This window comes from Corynebacterium pseudodiphtheriticum (assembly GCF_023509295.1).
Taxonomy (GTDB): Bacteria; Actinomycetota; Actinomycetes; order Mycobacteriales; family Mycobacteriaceae; genus Corynebacterium; species Corynebacterium pseudodiphtheriticum.
In genome coordinates, this window is sequence record NZ_CP091864.1 from 963526 (window position 1) to 980976 (window position 17451).

A 17451-nucleotide genomic window follows, 5' to 3' on the forward strand; every position below is an offset into this window, starting at 1 on the left:
AACGATCCTTATAAAGTAATTGCTGGAAAACACAACCGAGAGCAGGAAGAACATGGCGGAGCTAACGATCTCCTCCGACGAGATCCGTAGCGCGATTGCGAACTACACCTCGAGCTATTCCGCGGCGGCCTCCCGTGAGGAGGTCGGCGTGGTCATTTCGGCAGCCGACGGTATTGCCAACGTCTCTGGCCTACCGTCCGTTATGGCGAATGAGCTCCTGGAGTTCCCGGGCGGCGTTATTGGCGTCGCACAGAACTTGGACACTGATTCCATCGGTGTCGTAGTTCTGGGAAACTTCGAATCACTGGCAGAAGGTGATGAGGTTAAACGGACCGGAGAAGTACTTTCCATCCCCGTAGGCGAAGACTTTCTTGGCCGCGTGATTAATCCCCTGGGCCAACCAATCGATGGTCTGGGCGAGATCAAATCTGACAAAGAACGCGCACTTGAGTTGCAGGCCGCTGGCGTTCTTGACCGGCAGCCGGTCGAAGAACCAATGCAGACTGGCATCAAGGCGATTGATGCGATGACTCCAATCGGACGCGGCCAGCGCCAGCTGGTCATTGGCGACCGTAAGACCGGTAAGACCGCTCTGTGTATCGACACCATCCTTAACCAGAAGGCAAACTGGGAGTCCGGTGATCCGGACAAGCAGGTGCGATGCATCTACGTTGCGATTGGCCAAAAGGGCACCACCATCGCCGGTGTTCGTCGCACGTTGGAAGAGCATGGGGCTCTTGAATACACCACCATCGTTGCTGCACCAGCATCTGATGCCGCTGGTTTCAAGTGGTTGGCACCGTTCTCCGGTGCTGCCCTTGGTCAGCAGTGGATGTATGAAGGCAAGCACGTTTTGGTTATCTACGATGACTTGACCAAGCAGGCTGAGGCCTACCGCGCAATCTCGTTGCTGTTGCGCCGTCCACCAGGACGTGAAGCTTACCCAGGTGACGTTTTCTACTTGCACTCCCGTTTGCTTGAGCGCGCTGCAAAGCTTAACGATGAGCTCGGAGCAGGCTCGATGACTGCGTTGCCAGTTATTGAAACTAAGGCAAATGACGTCGGCGCCTTTATTCCGACCAACGTCATTTCGATTACGGACGGCCAGGTATTCTTGCAGTCCGATCTCTTCAACCAGGGCGTTCGCCCAGCTATCGATGTCGGTATCTCGGTATCCCGAGTCGGTGGTGCTGCTCAGACCAAGGGCATGAAGAAGGTTGCAGGTAACCTTCGTCTTGACCTGGCCGCATATCGTGACTTGGAAGCGTTCGCCACCTTTGCTTCGGATCTGGATGCTGCGTCCAAGGCCCAGCTTGATCGCGGCCAGCGCCTGGTCGAACTGTTGAAGCAGCCAGAGTCCAGCCCTCAGAATGTGGAATTCCAAATCGTCTCGATTTGGTTGGCTTCGGAAGGCGCCTTCGACAACGTTCCGGTTGAGGACACTCGCCGATACGAAACCGAACTCCACGAGTACTTGCAGGGTGAGGTTCCACAGGTATATGAGCAAATCCAGGGCGGTAAGCCTTTGGATGATGACTCCAAGGAAGCTTTGCGCAACGCTAACGACGAATTCGCGAAAGGTTTCCAAACCACCTCCGGTGAGCCTGTGATCGACAACCACGAAGATCCTCTGGAGGAGTCTGAAGTGGAAAAGAACCAGCTCAACGTCTCCCGGAAGAGCGTCAAGAAGTAACTAGCAGTAGTAACTCTGATCGCTTCGAGATAAGGAAAGAAGGGAGGGAAGGAAACCATGGCTACTCTTCGCGAATTACGCGACCGAATTCGGTCAGTTAACTCAACGAAGAAAATCACCAAAGCGCAGGAAATGATTGCCACCTCGCGCATTAACAAAGCTTTGGCTCGTGTGGAAGAGGCACAGCCATACGCTGAGGAGATGCAAGAAGTGATGGAGCGCCTGGCGTCTGCAACGACGCTGGAACACCCTATGCTGAAGCCACGCGAGCACGTAAAGACGGCCGCAGTGCTAGTCATTACTTCTGATCGTGGCATGTGTGGTGGTTACAACTACAACGTGCTGAAACGTGCCAATGAGTTGGAGAAACTCTTGGACGAAAAAGGCTATGAGGTCAAGCGTTACGTTGCCGGCGGTAAAGGCGTTGATTTCTATCAATTCCGTGGCGTCGACATCGCAGGACAATGGACTGGTTTTTCCCAGGACCCAAGCATGGAAGCTACCCATGATATGCGCCAGCATCTCATCGAAGGTTTCCAAGCAAGCTCTGAAGGAACTGCGCCATATCGCGACGGAGTCAATGTTGTCGAGGGTGAAGACCTGTTCGGATTTGATTCGGTCCACGTAGTTCACACAACGTTTGAATCTATGCTCGTACAGGAAGTAAACGTCCATCAGTTGCTTCCAATTGAGCCTGTTTACCAAGAGGAAGAAGTCGTCGACGAAGGTTTTTCGACTACTCACGGCGAAACTGAAGCTCAGATGGAATTCGAGCCGGACCCAGAATTATTACTGGAATCCCTGCTCCCGAAGTACGTCTCACGTATTCTGTACGCAATGCTTCTGGAAGCATCGGCTGCGGAGTCTGCCGCGCGCCGTACAGCCATGAAAGCTGCGACGGATAACGCGACCGAGTTGGTCAACGACCTGTCGCGCGTTGCTAACCAGGCTCGTCAGGCACAGATTACCCAGGAAATCAACGAGATCGTCGGTGGCGCTGGTGCGCTTGCCGGCAGCGGAGAAAGTGACTAAATCATGACTACAGCTCTCGATGAGCAGAACACGCAGGAAGGTAGCACCAACGCTACCGGCCGCGTCGTGCGCGTCACCGGTGCGGTCGTCGACGTGGAATTTCCGCGTGGAGCGATGCCTGCTCTGTACAACGCGCTGACTGTCGAGGTCACCCTCGAGGCAGTCGCCAAGACCATCACGCTTGAGGTTGCACAGCACCTCGGCGATAACCTGATCCGGACCATTGCGTTAGCACCTACGGACGGTCTCGTCCGTGGCGCTGAGGTTATCGACACTGGTAAGCCAATTAGTGTTCCCGTCGGTGATGCCGTCAAAGGACACGTCTTCAATGCGCTCGGTGAGTGTTTGGACGAACCAGGATTGGGCCGCGACGGCGAACAGTGGGGAATCCACCGCGATCCGCCACCATTCGACGCGCTGGAGGGTAAAACCGAGATTCTGGAGACCGGAATCAAGGTTATCGACCTCCTCACCCCTTACGTTAAGGGTGGCAAAATTGGTCTGTTCGGTGGCGCCGGCGTCGGCAAGACCGTTCTTATCCAGGAAATGATCACTCGTATCGCTCGTAACTTCTCCGGTACTTCCGTGTTCGCCGGTGTCGGTGAGCGTACGCGTGAGGGTACCGACCTGTTCCTGGAAATGGAAGAGATGGGCGTGTTGCAAGACACCGCCCTTGTCTTTGGTCAAATGGACGAACCACCAGGGGTTCGTATGCGCGTGGCCTTGTCTGGTCTAACCATGGCTGAATATTTCCGCGACGTTCAAAACCAGGACGTTTTGTTGTTCATTGACAACATCTTCCGTTTTACTCAGGCAGGTTCTGAGGTTTCCACGCTGTTGGGCCGTATGCCTTCTGCCGTGGGTTATCAGCCAACATTGGCTGATGAGATGGGTGTTTTGCAGGAACGGATTACCTCTACACGTGGTAAGTCAATTACTTCCCTGCAGGCCGTCTACGTTCCTGCCGACGACTACACTGACCCGGCTCCAGCTACTACCTTCGCGCACTTGGACGCGACAACCGAGCTGGATCGTTCGATTGCGTCGAAGGGTATTTACCCTGCCGTGAACCCATTGTCTTCGACCTCCCGTATCCTCGAGCCTGGCATCGTGGGTGAGCGCCACTACGCGATCGCACAGCGCGTCATCAACATCCTGCAGAAGAACAAGGAATTGCAGGACATCATCGCCATCTTGGGTATGGATGAGTTGTCAGAAGAAGACAAGGTGACCGTTCAGCGGGCCCGTCGTATCCAGCGCTTCTTGGGACAGAACTTCTACGTCGCAGAGAAGTTCACCGGCTTGCCAGGTTCTACCGTTCCTCTGGAAGAAACCATCGACGCCTTCGAACGCATCTGTGATGGTGAGTTCGATCACTACCCAGAGATGGCTTTCGATGGTTTAGGTGGCCTCGATGATGTCGAGGCAAAATACAAAAAGATGAACGAGAAGTAGGAAGTAGGCGACACACATGGCTGAATTCACCGTGGAACTCGTCGCGGTCGACCGTAAGCTTTGGTCCGGCCAGGCCACCATGGTCACTGCTGAGACCACCGATGGTGAGCTCGGCGTGTTGCCTGGGCACCAGCCCCTACTCGGTCAGTTGTTGGACAACGGTGTTGTGACGATTACCGGTGCCAATGGCGATCGTGTTGTCTTTGGCGTACAGGGCGGTTTCCTCTCCGTATCCAAGGAGAAGGTCACGGTTTTGGCTGATTGGGCGATCACATCTGAAGAGTGGGATTCTTCTACCGTCGAAGAATACGAAACCTCTGACGATGAGTACGTCCGTGCGCACGGAATTACCGCACGCCGTGCCCAGCGTCGCGCAGAGTTAATCTAATCCTGCTGTCTGGCTCCAACACAGACGGTTAATCGGAAAGGCTTTTCCCAAACTTGGGAAAAGCCTTTTTCCGTACGTACGGCAGTTTGCCGATGAAAACATTTCACAAACGCTATGTCACGCATTAAACTGGTTTGAAATCTCTTCTGTTAGTTAAGGTGGCAGCTTAATGCAGGATATTATGGGTAGCTTCTTACCGGTATGCGTATTATTGGCGCTAGTTTTCGTCGCAGGCTTGGCTGCGTGGAGGTTCTTCACTCTGCGGTCGAAAGGCAATGCGGTTATAGCCCGGCGTCTTCCTGCGAAGGGTACACACGGCTGGCGTCATGGCCGGATAGTCTGTGATGGCCAGCAGCTAAATATGTACAAGCTTCGTTCATTATCACCCTCTGCAGATGTAATACTCGAACGTCAAGAATTGACGCTCCACCGTCAACGTTCAGTGACAGATGCCGAGGGTTCTTTTATGTCCTCATCACTTCAGGTGCTCGAAGTATCGACGCCGGACGACCACTTTGAATTAGCCGTAGATAAGGCTACGGCGATGGCACTCTGCTCATGGCTGGAATCTGCTCCGGATAGCCGGCAAGAAAGGTACAAGCCGCAGCGTCTGCGCTAGGGTAGTGGGCATGCGTTTAGTGATTGCCCGATGTTCTGTCGACTATGTCGGCAGGTTGGATGCCCATTTGCCCGCTGCTGATCGCTTGATCATGGTCAAATCGGATGGATCTGTCTCGGTCCATGCGGACAACCGTGCATATAAACCGCTGAACTGGATGACTTCTCCGTGCACATTGGCCGAATCCCCGATCACTGATATCGATGGGGAAGACACTGAAGAAAAACTTTGGGTAGTTGAAAACCCCCAAGGTGAGCAGTTGCGTATTACTCTGCATCGCGTATTCCATGATTCGAGCCACGATCTTGGGGAGGATCCAGGCTTGGTCAAAGACGGGGTGGAAGCGCATTTGCAGGAATTGCTCGCGGAACATATTACGACGCTTGGTGATGGTTACACACTCGTGCGCCGAGAGTACCCGACTGGTATCGGCCCGGTAGATATTTTGGCGCGCAATGCGGCAGGAGAAACCGTCGCTGTTGAGATTAAACGTCGCGGTGGTATTGATGGGGTTGAGCAGCTGTCTCGGTATCTTGAGCTGTTGAACCGGGATAGCCTCTTGGCTCCAGTGCATGGAGTGTTTGCGGCACAACAAATTAAACAACAAGCCAAAGCCCTGGCCCGAGACCGGGGTATTCGGTGTGTGACGCTGGATTATCAAGAACTGCGCGGGTTGGAAACCAACGAATTGCGGTTGTTCTAAGTGGCTGCGAAGAAGCCTCGCGGCCCAAAAGGCAAGAAGTCAGGTAAAGCATCGCGGGCGCAACATAGACCGTTCAGTATCCCGGCTGATGGGGGTTCCCTGTTTGGTACACAAGTGACTGAAGGCCCAAGTTGGGATTTCGGTAGGCCGTATGAATATCGGCAGATCGCGGCGGTGCGCGCAGTTAAATACTATGTGTGCCCTGGCTGCAATCTCGACATTCCGCCGGGGGTCGCGCATATTGTTGCTTGGCCGCGCGATTCGGGTGGGCGAGGGGATGATCGCCGTCATTGGCATGCGCGCTGTTGGCAGCGTCGTTAACAATGCCGTGCGCGTTGTCTTTGCGGAAACAGGTAGCCTAGAAGATATGATTGTGGCTTTTTCTGTAGCACCCACCACCACAAATGAGACTGGTGAAATGTCTGAAGCGGTCGCCGAGGCCGTGCGCGTCGTCCGTGATTCGGGGCTGCCGAACGAGACAAATTCGATGTTTACCTTATTGGAAGGTGAGTGGGATGAGGTCTTCGCGGTGATTAAGAAAGCGACTTCCGCAGTAGAGGCTGTTTCTCCACGTGTTTCACTGGTTATCAAAGCGGATATTCGCCAGGGCGTAACCAACGGTTTGACTGCCAAGGTCGACGCCGTGAACCGGCATCTCGCAGAAACTTCGGAGAATGCATCACGAGGGGATTAATACCGCGGTTCCGCTGAAAACAATGAAGACAGATCGTTGTGATGCTCTAGCTCTATCGCCGATTTTCTTGGTTGCTAGTTCCCATCACAACCTTGAGGATTTTTAGGAAGGCAGAATTTTAATGACTATTCCGCAGCAACCAGCCGACCAGAACCCCGGGGACCGCCCTGATTCAGCTAGGCAAGAACCAGCACGTTTCGCCGCATCGGCGGTGGATCTGCAACAACTGAAAAATCGTGCCCAAGCAAGCGCCGGTGGTGCAAACACCGCTGGCTTAGCTAATTCCGCCGGGACAGGCGCGACTGGTCATACCGGAAACGCACACCCAGATCGCGGCACAGGGGCGCAAATACCTGCTTATTTCGAGGTAAGCGAGCACAATTTCGAAACTGATGTGGTTCGTCGATCTGCGGAAGTGCCCGTTGTCGTGTTGCTGGGCACTTCGAGAGCTGCTGAGTCGGATGAGATGAAGCGCAACTTCGAAGAGCTGGTTGTAAAAGATTCCACTCTGGGCAAGATTATTTTCGGTTATGTGGACGCTGATAAAAACCCAGCCATCGTGCAAGCTTTTAGAGCAGAAGCGGTACCAACTGTGGTGGCTTTGGGGCAAGGGCAGCCGCTCACTCAATTTCAAGGTGTTCAACCCGTTGAGGTTTTGCAGCAGTGGGTGGACGCGTTAATTCAACAGATTGGTCCTAAACTGCCCGGAACATCGCAGCCAATCGTTAATCCAATAGATGCTACTGGAAAGCAGGATGCTGATTCGGAAATCGACCCGCGACATGATGCTGCTGAACAAGCCCTGGCTAGAGGAGATTATGGGCAGGCACGTGAGCATTATGAGGCTATTTTGGAGGATAATCCAGACGACAAACAGGCTGATTTAGCTCTTAAGACCGTGGAAGTCATCGAGCGGTTCGATCCAGCAAACCGCAGCGGTGATGCTGTACAAGATGGAGATGCGGAGCCGCACGACGTCGATAAGCAGCTCGATGCTGCTGACGCCGAGGTATTAGCCGGGGTGCCAGAGAAAGCTTTTGCTCGTCTGATTTCCACTATGAAGTTGACTGCAGGCGCAGACAAAGATCGTTTGCGGACCCGGGTTATCTCGTTATTCGAATTATTTGATCCGGCAGACCCACGGGTAAAACAAGCTCGTACTGATTTGGCGAGTGCATTATTTTAAGAACCATTTGCGAGTTCCAGTGCAAGGCAGCGATTGCAGCATTCCGTCCTCGATGAGCCCTAAAATGACTGGGATTAACGGTGAGAAAGATCTGGTCTGGCGCTTGAGACTTTTCATCCCTTTTTCGGGTCGTGGCATAAGCTAGAAGAGGAGTATCCATGAGTTTGAGACAGCGTGATCTGAGCCCAGAAAAGCGCGGCAAGGCCGGAAGCTCATTCAATCCTGGAGAACTTAGGAATAGTTTTTGCACCGCGAAGAAAGAGACGATTTAGATTATGACTTCGACCTCCGCACATCTCACACCTGAAACTAGCGAAGACTTGTTGATCGATTTCCGACAAGTCGGATTACGTCGCGGTGGAAATCGTTTGGTTGGACCCGTCGACTGGCAGGTCGAGCTGGATGAGCGCTGGGTAATTATTGGTCCCAATGGGGCCGGTAAAACTTCATTGGTTCGTATGGCTTCAGCCGAAGAATTTCCCTCGGAAGGTACTGCTTTTGTGATGGGGCAGCGATTTGGGGCTGCCGATATGCGTGACGTACGAGCGATGGTCGGAATTTCTTCCGCAGCTCTCGCCAACCGTATTCCTGCGGGTGAACGTGTCGACGACTTAGTGGTTTCTGCTGGTTATGCGGTGCTAGGCCGTTGGCGGGAAGACTACGAATCACTGGATTTTGAACGAGCCTACGATATTTTGGAGCAGGTTGGTGCTTTTCACCTTATGGAGCGCACTTGGGGAACGTTGTCGGAAGGCGAACGAAAAAGAGTTTTGCTGGCTCGCGCTTTGATGACGGATCCAGAACTGTTGATTTTGGATGAACCATCTGCAGGTATGGATTTAGGGGGACGAGAGGATTTGGTTGGGTATCTGGGTGAGCTCGCATTGGATCCTGATGCACCAGCAATCGTGATGATTACCCATCATGTGGAAGAGATCCCGGAAGGTTTCACTCACGCGATGCTGCTGGACGAAGGCGAAGTCGTGGCACAAGGTTTGCTGGATGATGTTTTGACTTCAGAAAACCTCACGAAAGCCTTCCATCAACCGATTCAGGTAGATCGGTTGGGATCACGCTTTTTCGCTCGGCGTACGAGTCGGGGCCGTGGTTCGCACCGCGCCGGATAGGTCGGTTGAGGTTTTCATGCCAGATTTTTCGACGCATACGCAATTTCACTGTCAGCATCATAGCGATCAAATAGATGCGATTGATCCGGCGGAAATGACTGGTTACCGGGGGGCTCGGTTGGCGGCCACCGTCTTGTTGGTCCGTGATGGTGTGCAAGGTCTTGAAGTTTTCGCTCAAGAGCGGGTGTCGACCATGCGCAATTTTCCGGGAATTACTGTGTTTCCTGGCGGCGGGGTTGATCATCGCGATTTCCCCGCTAGATCGTGGGACTCTGGTGAACATTGGTGCGGGCCATCGGCAGTTTCGCTGGCGCGCAGAATGGAAACGAATAAGTATAAAGCCCACGCGTTGGTGTTTGCTGCAGTCCGAGAACTTTTCGAAGAAGCAGGCGCGCTATTGGCGGTACATGGCGATGGTGCACCAATTGCGAACGTGGCTCCATATGATTATGCGCGTCGCAGCTTGGAATCGCATGAGATCGCGCTATCTGATCTCATGCACAAGCATGATTTGAAGGTTCGCTCGGATTTGTTGCGCCCTTGGGCCCGGTGGGTCGGAAAATCTGATCGTACGCATTTGTGGTTCGATACTTTTTCTTTTGTTGCCCGTGTTCCTGATGGTCAGCGCCCGGCGCCTGATCCGGGCGGCGAAGCGGAAGACGCGAATTGGTTTTCCCCGCAGCTGCTTCTCGACGGTTGGCGAGCAGGGTTGGTTCGGTTTGTTTTGCCTACATGGGCGCAGTTACAAAAACTAGCCGGGTGTAAGACTGTTGATGAGGCGATGCGGTGCGCCGATGAAACGGTGATTCATCCGATTGTTGGTAAATGTTGGGAGGATCCTGCATATCGAGAATTTTTGGAGTTTCAACCGGAAGATCGGATTGGGAAAATGCCATGATCTTAGCCATCTAATTTAGCGGTCGGTCTATTTTAACTAGACCGAGTGGTACAGTTGTTTGCGGTGGGTCACCTATCGCATGTAACGAGCAGGTGTAGTGCACCGTTGTATGATGCGCTTCAGAGGCCAGACGCGTCTGCATTAATAACGAACCGCACAAACAAATTCTGAACTGTGAAAGAAAGGCAGGTGGCAATGATGCCAACCATCGTGGTCTTGGTGAAGACCGTGCCGGATACCTGGTCCACCAAGACGTTGCGTGACGACGCACGTTTGGATCGCGAATCTGTCGACGTCATTATTGATGAGATCAACGAGTTCTCCGTCGAACAGGCCCTTCGGGTTCGCGAAGAGGCAGTGAAACAAGGCGCCGAATATCAAGTGATTGCTTTGAGCATGGGGCCGACTCATCATGAGGACGCTCTTAGAAAAGCGATTGCTATGGGGGTCGACGATGCGGTGCATATCACGGATGAGGCGCTGGCTGGCAGTGATGTTTTGGGCACTGCTTTTGCCCTGCATAGCGCGCTCGAGACCATTGATGATGTGCAGCTTGTGATCGGGGGTAACTATTCTTCTGACGGTTCTACTGGCACCGTGCCTGGGCTTCTAGCAGAATTCCAAGAGATTCCCGCGCTCACTGCTGTGCACTCGCTTTCCGTGGATGGAGATACCGTATCTGCGGTTCGTGAAGATAACCGAGGCACCTGGCAGCTCGAAGCTAAGCTACCAGCATTAGTGACGGTGACTGATAAAGCTGATAGCCCGCGATTCCCGAAGTTCAAAGGCTTACGCCAAGCAAAAAAGCATGAGATGAAGACGGTTGATATAGCTGGCATCGGCCTGGATGCCGATATGGTTGGAGCGGCTAACGCCACCACGAATGTAATCAGCCATAATCAGCGCCCTACGCGTAGTGCTGGTGTAATGATCGATTCCGGAAGCCCGGAAGAACAAGCTCGCAAAATTGCTGATTACCTGGCAGAAAACAACCTCATTTAACTTCGCGAATTAGGGAGCAATACTGATATGGCACACGTATACGTGCTGATAGAACATGAAAACGGGCAACTAAATCCGGTTAGTAAGGAATTGATTGCTGCAGCACGGCCTTTGGGGTCGGTGCATGCTGTCGTCGTCAGCGCACCTGGTGGTTGTGAACAACTGCCCGCCGAGCTTGCCAGTGCTGGAGTGGACAAGATTTATTCTGCGGAGGTTGCAGATTATGAGCAGCGTTTAGTGCTGCCAGAAGTCGATGCGCTGTCTACAGTTGCTGCGTCGAATCCCGGCCCGATTGTGGTTGCCGCGGGCACGGCGGGTAACGAAATTGTCGGCCGTCTGGGTGCACGTCTGGCGTCCGGAATTCTTAGTGATGTCGTGGGCATCAATGCTGATGGTACTGCGCAGCACAGTATTTTTGGTGGCTCGGTGGATGTTGTTGCGCAAGCAGAGGGTGATTGCCCGTTGTATAGCTTGCGTCCCGGTGCAGTAGAACCGGAGGCCAACCCGGTGCAAGGGGCAGGCAATCTCGAAAAGATTGTGCTCGGCGGCGCCGCCGAGAATGAAGCACGTGTTGCTTCCTTTACTCCTGCCGTCAAAGGCGACCGGCCAGATTTGATGCAGGCGAAAAACGTGGTTGCTGGCGGACGGGGAGTCGGTTCGGCAGAGAATTTCGCCGACGTTATCGAGCCACTGGCAGACAGCTTGGGTGCGGCCGTAGGCGCCACGCGTGATGCGGTGGATGATGGTATGTACGCTCCTGCACACCAAATTGGACAAACCGGTGTGACCGTCAGCCCGAAGCTGTATATCGGTCTCGGAATTTCTGGTGCAATCCAACATCTAGCAGGTATGCAGACTGCAGAACACATCATCGTCGTCAACCAGGATGCGGATGAGCCGTTTTTCGCCGTCGCAGATCTGGGTGTAGTGGGCGATTTGCATGAGATAGCGCCCGCCCTAACTGCGGAGCTACGAGCACGAGCACAGAGTTAGGTTCAGCGAAGACGCACTGACGCCGTGAGCAGGACCTCGTGGCGCCATGGAATAGGGAAGTAGAGTGGAGTCTATGACTTACCTTGATCACGCTGCCACTAGTCCTATGCGCCAGTCGGCGATTGACGCGTGGGTGCACGCAGCCGGTGAACTGAACCCAAACGGGCAATACGCTGCGGGTAGGAAAGCGCGTAGTGTTCTGGATTCCGCACGCGAGTCCGTTGCGGAGCTATTGGGGTGTGAACCGATTGAGGTGATTTTTACTGCCTCTGGAACCGAAGCCGACAATATTGCTCTGCAGGGTTTATACGCCGCTAGCGAATCGAGGCGGATCATCGTCCCGCCTTCGGAGCATTCTGCTATCCGTGACGTAGCCAACGCGTTGGCTAGCCAGGGGGCAGAGATTGTGCATCTTCCCGTCGACGGGGCGGCCCGTGTATGTGATCTTTCTGCTCTCGACACCCAAGCGGCTGTAGCCGCTTGCATGTATGCGAACAATGAGATCGGTACCATTCAGCCGATCCCCGAAATTGCTGAACGTGCAGCAGCAGCCGGGACTCCCTTGCACGTGGATGCAGTGCAAGCCGTCGGCAAGCTTCCGATTCATTTCCATGAATTACAGGCGACTACCTTGGCGGCTAGCGCACATAAATTTGGTGGGCCACGCGGTATCGGTTTGTTGTTAGCGAAACGTACCCCGGCTCCGAAACCGGTCTACTTGGGTGGCGGACAAGAACGTGGAATCCGTCCAGGTACCGTCGATGTCGCTGGTGCAGCGGGTTTGGCAGCGGCATTGCGGGAATCTTTAGAGGAGCATGAACAACAACGTGTGCGCCTGTCGCAGTTACGAGATAAACTGCGTGCTTTTATCACCACGCATATCGATGATGTAGTTGTTAACACGGTAGAGCCAGCTTTACCGACGCATCTCCACGTCTCTTTCTTAGGCACCGATGGTGATAGTTTGATCATGCTGATGGACCGCGCAGGTATTGCCGTCTCCACGGGATCAGCGTGCGCAGCCGGGGTGAATCGTTTCAGTCATGTGCTTGAAGCCATGGAAGCTGACGAAGCACGCGCGCGTGGTGCATTGCGATTTAGTCTTGGGTACAGCACTACTGAGGAAGATATTGCGGTTGTGTGCCAACAGCTACCGGATATCATTGCCACCGCCCGGAAAGTTGCAGCTCTCTAGTCCTGGTCTGCTATTCCTGAGCCCACTGTTGTGCCTGTGTGGCATCAAGATATTTTGCGGGCATGGCACCTCGAAGTAGCGTACTGCGCATTTGATCGTAAATAGGAGTTCCCGCCTGCGGTAGCTCAGAATCGGACGCCAGGAGCACTATGTTTCCGCCACTGCGGCCCTGCAGCGTACCCGCATCGCTTATCAGCGCTACCTGGCGGAAAAACCTGTCTAAACCGGAAATTTCTTCTTGTGCTTCGGCGACGCCGTGGCGTGCACCGCAGTTAGCAACAAAAAGGCCGCCAGGTATTAATGCTTGATGCGCATGCTGGTAAAACTCTGTGCTTGTGAGCGAGCGCGGGGTGGTATCGCCAGAGAACACATCGCGAATGATGATGTCTCGACTGGCTGGGCGAAAATTGGCAGTGGCCTCAGCTGCCTCGCCAGGGCGAATTTTTACAGTTGGGGCGCGCGGTATATCGAACCAATTGCGTACCTGTTCACCTAAGCTGGTGTCGAGTTCCACGACGGTATGGCGAGTTTTCGGCCAACGCCACGCTAGGTAGCGGGCCATGGAACAGCCTGCGCCGCCTAGGTGTGTGATTCGTAGTCGGCCTGTATCCCAGCTGTGTGCGCGTACGAATTCTTCTATGCTGGCTGCAAACCAGCGCATATACGCAAAATCTAAATAGTTTGGTTCGCCGAGTAGTACGTGCGAGCTGGGAACGCCGTTGACATAAAGGTAGTAGCCGTTGTCGTGGAATGAATCAGGCTTGATCTCCGCATACCCTGTGCTGATCTCGTATCGTCCGATGATTGATGAAGCTGTTTGCGCTTGGTGTCTTGCCCGTTTGCGTCCCATAGCGTGTCATTCTACGGGGCTTGCCGACGGATTTTGCAGGTAGATCTCGTCTCTGGTGAAGGCCGAAAGCATGGCTTTGACACTGGGCTTAAACTATGAGGCATGCGAGTATTGGTTGCAATGTCCGGCGGCGTCGATTCATCAGTGGCAGCTGCACGTGCGGTAGAAGCTGGCCACGATGTGGTTGGCGTGCATTTGGCTCTGCACCAAGATGCACAGCAAACCAGGGAAAAAGCGCGTGGTTGTTGTTCGTTGGAAGACGCCGCCGATGCCCGTCGTATTTGCGACAAGCTGGGTATCCCGTACTATGTTTGGGATTTTTCTGAGCGTTTTAAAGAAGAAGTCATTGATGATTTCGTTGATTCTTATGCGATTGGGGAAACCCCGAACCCGTGCCTGCGCTGCAATGAGAAGATTAAATTCCGTGCGTTGCTGGAAAAAGGCATGGCTCTGGGCTTTGATGCCGTCGCTACTGGGCATTATGCCACCATTGACGATGAAGGTTATATGCGTCGGTCACCAGACCAAAATAAAGACCAGTCGTACGTGCTCGGGGTGATTAGCGCTGATGAGCTAGCCCATTGCATGTTCCCGGTTGGCGATACACCTAAGCCGCAGATTCGGGAAGAAGCAGCTCGCTATGGTTTTTCTACAGCTGCGAAGCCCGATTCTTATGATATTTGTTTTATCCCGGATGGGCGGACCCAAGCATTCTTGGGTCGTTCGATTGGCATGCGCCCAGGCATGATCGTCGATAAGAATTCCGGAGAAAAGCTGAAAGAGCACGACGGGGCGTGGAATTATACGATTGGCCAGCGCAAGGGGCTGGATATTAAGACCCCCGCAGCGGATGGTCGTCCGCGCTATGTCACTGATATCGACGCCAACACTGGAACTGTGACTGTGGGCTCGCGTGAAGACTTACGCATCCAGACTATCGGTGCCGACCGATTGAAATATCTGCATCCGACGATGGAGGGCGAGCTGAATTGTTTGGTGCAGGTGCGTGCGCACGGCTCTGTGGTGCCGTGTCGTGCGGTGGTGGATCGTGAAGCTGACTCGATGCATTTGGACCTGCAAGAACCGCTTTCAGGCGTAGCACGCGGCCAGGCAGCTGTGTTGTATATGCCAACCGATGATGGTTTGGGCGATATTGTGCTGGGCTCTGGAACTATCTGTTCTACAGGTTCTTAGGGCTAGGGCTGACGAGCGGGATGGAGTTTCGAACGTTGCAATCAGCGGAGGCACAGCACCAACCTGGAGAGCAAGAACAAGCGGCAAAACTTTTCCCGGGTTCACTAGCGCTTGGTCCGCTGGCCGGCACTTCGATGGCGGCAGCCGGGGACATGGTTATCAGTGAATTTGGTGACCAGTTACACTTGCCGCATTTGCCGCAACGCGGATTGGGATCCGACGCAGTTGGTTATAGCGCTGCGCTGCTGGAATCATTAAGTGTTGATCGCGGAGCTCGTAGTTGGCAGCTGAGCGCCCGCCCACAACGGTGGTCTTGGTTCTTAAAAGATCTCCGCGAGCGTGACATTGATGTGCTCGAAGAAACCTGGCAGCACGCAGGACAGGAGATCAAATTGCAGGTCATGGGTCCGGTGAGCTTGGCAAGCCAGATCGAGCTTGCCGACGGCCATCGTGTGCTTAGTGACCGTTCGGCGTTATTCGATCTTGCTGATGCTCTGGCTGTGGGGATTGCGAATTTCCGTGCCGATATGACTCGGCGTTTTTCTGCCACGACCGTGCTGCAAATTGACGAACCATACCTAGCCCAGTGCGTGCGCGGCGAAATTCCGGGTGCGACGGACTACCACAAAATTGCCCCGCTGGACCCAGATGATTTCGCAGCTTTGTTGGCACGTTGTTCCGAAGGGCCGGTTGAATATCTCAATGTTTCGGAGACAGATCACGACGCGTTACATCAGGTGATTGCTGATGCGGTTGCTGACAATATGCAGCAAGCAAGCGTCAGCAATAGCGGCGGAGTACGAGAAATCATCATTGATCAGCACCAGTTAACTGGCACTGCGAAACTTGATCAGCTTGCTGAGTTGCTTGACGCCGGGGTACGGGTTGGTTTGGCTTGCGTGCCTCCAGATCTGATCTGGGATGATCGGGGAGAAAATCCCCGCCGTCTTGCCGTGCGGATTGCCCACTTGCTCGACACTCTTGGCATCGAGCGGCTGGCGGGTTCCCGACTGATTGATATTTGCCCGCAACCGGGCATACCCGGAAAGACCATCTTGGATTGTGCCCGCACTTACCGGCTCAGCAGGGAGGTAGCACGCATGCTGGCCGAGGATATCGGAGATCTCTAACTGGGAACCTTGCGGTTATGGCTTTCCAGCATGTAATAAACGATGAGCGTTACCGATGCGGCCATGAGCACGGCTAAACCCCACCAGACCCAAATGGGAACCAAGGAGTTCCAGGCGACGACGTAGGCAATGAACATCGTTAGCCCGATATTCACCAATAAGTTGATGATTTGAATCGATAAGGAGCCCTTTTTCTCCCGCGCTTTCCACGCGGCAAATCCCCAGTTGAAAATCAACAAGAATACCAGGACGAGGTTGATGATTGCGTTCATTACCGTACTTCCTCTCCTGCTAGCTGCAATCCAATTTGTTCTACACCGCGCGGGGTATTGCCTGCGACGAAGACAGCTCGTGCAGTCTCTGGCGCGACGACCAGCATGGCAGAATAGCCGCCAGTTTGTCCGTTGTGCCAACCTGCGCCGCTGTCTTTGTCGTCTGTAGAAACGGTTGGAGCCCAACCGTAATCAGGCAGGCCTTGTTCTAAGAGATATTCCGCAAATTTCGCCATGTCAGCAGCGGTGGAGCGCACCATGCCCGCAGGTGCATAACCTTCCGTCACCCAGGGCTGAGCATGCCGCCCGTTGTTGAGTAGGCCTGCCGGTTGATCGTCGGGAAGCGGTTCGCTAGCCACGTAGGTATTGTGCATGCCTAAAGGCCGGAAAAGTACGTCGTTAAGCATTTCTTCGTAGGTGGTGCCGGCATTTTCTGCTAGCGCCCAGCCGAGCAATGCGAAACCCAGGTTGGAATATTGTTCTTCACCACGGTTTTCCAATTCTTCGATGTCATTGGCAGCGGCAAAAACGTCGTCACGCCCAATGCCTTGGTATGGGTTGGTGCCCAGCACGGAAAAGCCCAAGTTTGAAGCGAAATTGACTCCTGCCATCCGGGGTAATCCGCCGGTGTGGTTGACGGCTTCTTCCAATGTGACTGAGGCGACTGGTTCGTGTAGTTCGTCGATTAACTCGCCTAGGGTGGTGTCTAACTCCACCTCTTTGTTTTCGATTTCGTGGCGCAGAAGCTCGGCTGTCATCATCTTCGTGACTGAGCCGATTTCGACCTCAGTTTCGCTATCAGCACCCCAACCAGCGTATTCTGTCACGCCATCGTCGATAGTCAATGCGGTGAGCTGATTATGTCCGGGAACGGCTAATTCGGCTAGTTCAGCAGCCAATCGTTTATTGCCGGTTGCTTGGTCTGCGAGCGCAATGCGTTGTGGACCCAGGGCAATGGCACCAAACAGCACCGCTACACCGGCAATGAGTGCGGTTGCGAGTGACTTTTTCATGCTGCCA

19 protein-coding genes are annotated in these 17451 nt (G+C 53.9%); 16 read left to right on the top strand and 3 right to left on the bottom strand.

The annotated features are described in order from the left end of the window. Positions 1-19: 19 nt before the first annotated feature. From atpA to L9H78_RS04375, 14 genes are all read left to right on the top strand, one after another. Positions 20-1693 (top strand): F0F1 ATP synthase subunit alpha, encoded by a 1674-nt coding sequence (atpA, locus tag L9H78_RS04310; RefSeq protein WP_024272794.1) that lies wholly within the window; start codon positions 20-22, stop codon positions 1691-1693. Positions 1694-1750: 57 nt separating this feature from the next. Continuing rightward, the gene (locus L9H78_RS04315; RefSeq protein ID WP_023019632.1) at positions 1751-2725 is read left to right on the top strand and encodes a F0F1 ATP synthase subunit gamma; all 975 of its coding nucleotides are present in this window, start codon (positions 1751-1753) and stop codon (positions 2723-2725) included. A gap of 3 nt (positions 2726-2728) precedes the next feature. Then, complete coding sequence (atpD, locus tag L9H78_RS04320) at positions 2729-4180, top strand: F0F1 ATP synthase subunit beta (RefSeq protein ID WP_249618623.1); 1452 nt, start codon at positions 2729-2731, stop codon at positions 4178-4180. A 16-nt stretch (positions 4181-4196) separates the two neighbouring features. Next, complete coding sequence (locus L9H78_RS04325; RefSeq protein ID WP_021353105.1) at positions 4197-4568, top strand: F0F1 ATP synthase subunit epsilon; 372 nt, start codon at positions 4197-4199, stop codon at positions 4566-4568. A gap of 169 nt (positions 4569-4737) precedes the next feature. Next, on the top strand, positions 4738-5187 hold the full coding sequence (locus tag L9H78_RS04330; protein WP_249618624.1) for a DUF2550 domain-containing protein: 450 nt from the start codon (positions 4738-4740) through the stop codon (positions 5185-5187). A 10-nt stretch (positions 5188-5197) separates the two neighbouring features. After that, the gene (gene nucS, locus L9H78_RS04335; RefSeq protein WP_249618625.1) at positions 5198-5890 is read left to right on the top strand and encodes an endonuclease NucS; all 693 of its coding nucleotides are present in this window, start codon (positions 5198-5200) and stop codon (positions 5888-5890) included. A gap of 78 nt (positions 5891-5968) precedes the next feature. Then, positions 5969-6211, top strand: a complete 243-nt coding sequence (locus L9H78_RS04340; RefSeq protein ID WP_249620734.1) for a hypothetical protein — start codon at positions 5969-5971, stop codon at positions 6209-6211. A gap of 46 nt (positions 6212-6257) precedes the next feature. Beyond that, positions 6258-6584: an MTH1187 family thiamine-binding protein gene (locus L9H78_RS04345; RefSeq protein WP_249618811.1), complete on the top strand. Its 327-nt coding sequence runs from the start codon at positions 6258-6260 to the stop codon at positions 6582-6584. Positions 6585-6705: 121 nt separating this feature from the next. Continuing rightward, a complete protein-coding gene (locus L9H78_RS04350; RefSeq protein WP_249620590.1) occupies positions 6706-7770 on the top strand; it encodes a tetratricopeptide repeat protein in 1065 nt (354 codons plus the stop codon). A gap of 275 nt (positions 7771-8045) precedes the next feature. Then, entirely contained in the window at positions 8046-8897 is an 852-nt protein-coding gene (locus L9H78_RS04355; RefSeq protein WP_249620591.1) for an ABC transporter ATP-binding protein, read from the top strand. Between the two features lie 16 nt (positions 8898-8913). Then, a complete protein-coding gene (locus L9H78_RS04360; RefSeq protein WP_024272797.1) occupies positions 8914-9795 on the top strand; it encodes an NUDIX hydrolase in 882 nt (293 codons plus the stop codon). A 198-nt stretch (positions 9796-9993) separates the two neighbouring features. Further along, positions 9994-10797 (top strand): electron transfer flavoprotein subunit beta/FixA family protein, encoded by an 804-nt coding sequence (locus L9H78_RS04365; RefSeq protein WP_249618812.1) that lies wholly within the window; start codon positions 9994-9996, stop codon positions 10795-10797. 27 nt (positions 10798-10824) lie between these two features. Further along, a complete protein-coding gene (locus L9H78_RS04370) occupies positions 10825-11790 on the top strand; it encodes an electron transfer flavoprotein subunit alpha/FixB family protein (protein WP_249618628.1) in 966 nt (321 codons plus the stop codon). A gap of 73 nt (positions 11791-11863) precedes the next feature. After that, positions 11864-12985, top strand: coding sequence for a cysteine desulfurase family protein (locus L9H78_RS04375; protein ID WP_249620592.1), 1122 nt, complete (start codon positions 11864-11866; stop codon positions 12983-12985). Positions 12986-12995: 10 nt separating this feature from the next. Here L9H78_RS04375 and L9H78_RS04380 read toward each other — a convergent pair whose 3' ends face one another. Next, entirely contained in the window at positions 12996-13835 is an 840-nt protein-coding gene (locus tag L9H78_RS04380; protein WP_249620593.1) for a spermidine synthase, read from the bottom strand. A 102-nt stretch (positions 13836-13937) separates the two neighbouring features. Here L9H78_RS04380 and mnmA point away from each other — a divergent pair, with 102 nt between their 5' ends. Further along, the gene (mnmA, locus tag L9H78_RS04385) at positions 13938-15029 is read left to right on the top strand and encodes a tRNA 2-thiouridine(34) synthase MnmA (RefSeq protein WP_249620594.1); all 1092 of its coding nucleotides are present in this window, start codon (positions 13938-13940) and stop codon (positions 15027-15029) included. Between the two features lie 20 nt (positions 15030-15049). Then, positions 15050-16159, top strand: a complete 1110-nt coding sequence (locus L9H78_RS04390) for a uroporphyrinogen decarboxylase/cobalamine-independent methonine synthase family protein (protein ID WP_249620595.1) — start codon at positions 15050-15052, stop codon at positions 16157-16159. Here the strand turns inward: L9H78_RS04390 and L9H78_RS04395 are convergent. Beyond that, positions 16156-16431, bottom strand: coding sequence for a hypothetical protein (locus L9H78_RS04395; protein ID WP_126849640.1), 276 nt, complete (start codon positions 16429-16431; stop codon positions 16156-16158). The genes L9H78_RS04390 and L9H78_RS04395 overlap by 4 nt on opposite strands. Next, a complete protein-coding gene (locus L9H78_RS04400; RefSeq protein WP_249620596.1) occupies positions 16431-17444 on the bottom strand; it encodes a serine hydrolase domain-containing protein in 1014 nt (337 codons plus the stop codon). Before L9H78_RS04400 ends, L9H78_RS04395 begins: the two co-directional genes overlap by 1 nt. Positions 17445-17451: the final 7 nt, after the last annotated feature.

Coding starts and splice junctions, on each gene's coding strand:
- L9H78_RS04315 (WP_023019632.1), top strand. CDS start 1,751: ATGGCTACTCTTCGCGAATTACGCGACCGAATTCGGTCAGTTAACTCA.
- L9H78_RS04370 (WP_249618628.1), top strand. CDS start 10,825: ATGGCACACGTATACGTGCTGATAGAACATGAAAACGGGCAACTAAAT.
- L9H78_RS04345 (WP_249618811.1), top strand. CDS start 6,258: ATGATTGTGGCTTTTTCTGTAGCACCCACCACCACAAATGAGACTGGT.
- L9H78_RS04355 (WP_249620591.1), top strand. CDS start 8,046: ATGACTTCGACCTCCGCACATCTCACACCTGAAACTAGCGAAGACTTG.
- L9H78_RS04375 (WP_249620592.1), top strand. CDS start 11,864: ATGACTTACCTTGATCACGCTGCCACTAGTCCTATGCGCCAGTCGGCG.
- L9H78_RS04380 (WP_249620593.1), bottom strand. CDS start 13,835: ATGGGACGCAAACGGGCAAGACACCAAGCGCAAACAGCTTCATCAATC.
- L9H78_RS04325 (WP_021353105.1), top strand. CDS start 4,197: ATGGCTGAATTCACCGTGGAACTCGTCGCGGTCGACCGTAAGCTTTGG.
- L9H78_RS04330 (WP_249618624.1), top strand. CDS start 4,738: ATGCAGGATATTATGGGTAGCTTCTTACCGGTATGCGTATTATTGGCG.
- L9H78_RS04395 (WP_126849640.1), bottom strand. CDS start 16,431: ATGAACGCAATCATCAACCTCGTCCTGGTATTCTTGTTGATTTTCAAC.
- L9H78_RS04365 (WP_249618812.1), top strand. CDS start 9,994: ATGCCAACCATCGTGGTCTTGGTGAAGACCGTGCCGGATACCTGGTCC.
- L9H78_RS04360 (WP_024272797.1), top strand. CDS start 8,914: ATGCCAGATTTTTCGACGCATACGCAATTTCACTGTCAGCATCATAGC.
- mnmA (WP_249620594.1), top strand. CDS start 13,938: ATGCGAGTATTGGTTGCAATGTCCGGCGGCGTCGATTCATCAGTGGCA.
- nucS (WP_249618625.1), top strand. CDS start 5,198: ATGCGTTTAGTGATTGCCCGATGTTCTGTCGACTATGTCGGCAGGTTG.
- L9H78_RS04390 (WP_249620595.1), top strand. CDS start 15,050: ATGGAGTTTCGAACGTTGCAATCAGCGGAGGCACAGCACCAACCTGGA.
- L9H78_RS04400 (WP_249620596.1), bottom strand. CDS start 17,444: ATGAAAAAGTCACTCGCAACCGCACTCATTGCCGGTGTAGCGGTGCTG.
- L9H78_RS04350 (WP_249620590.1), top strand. CDS start 6,706: ATGACTATTCCGCAGCAACCAGCCGACCAGAACCCCGGGGACCGCCCT.
- atpD (WP_249618623.1), top strand. CDS start 2,729: ATGACTACAGCTCTCGATGAGCAGAACACGCAGGAAGGTAGCACCAAC.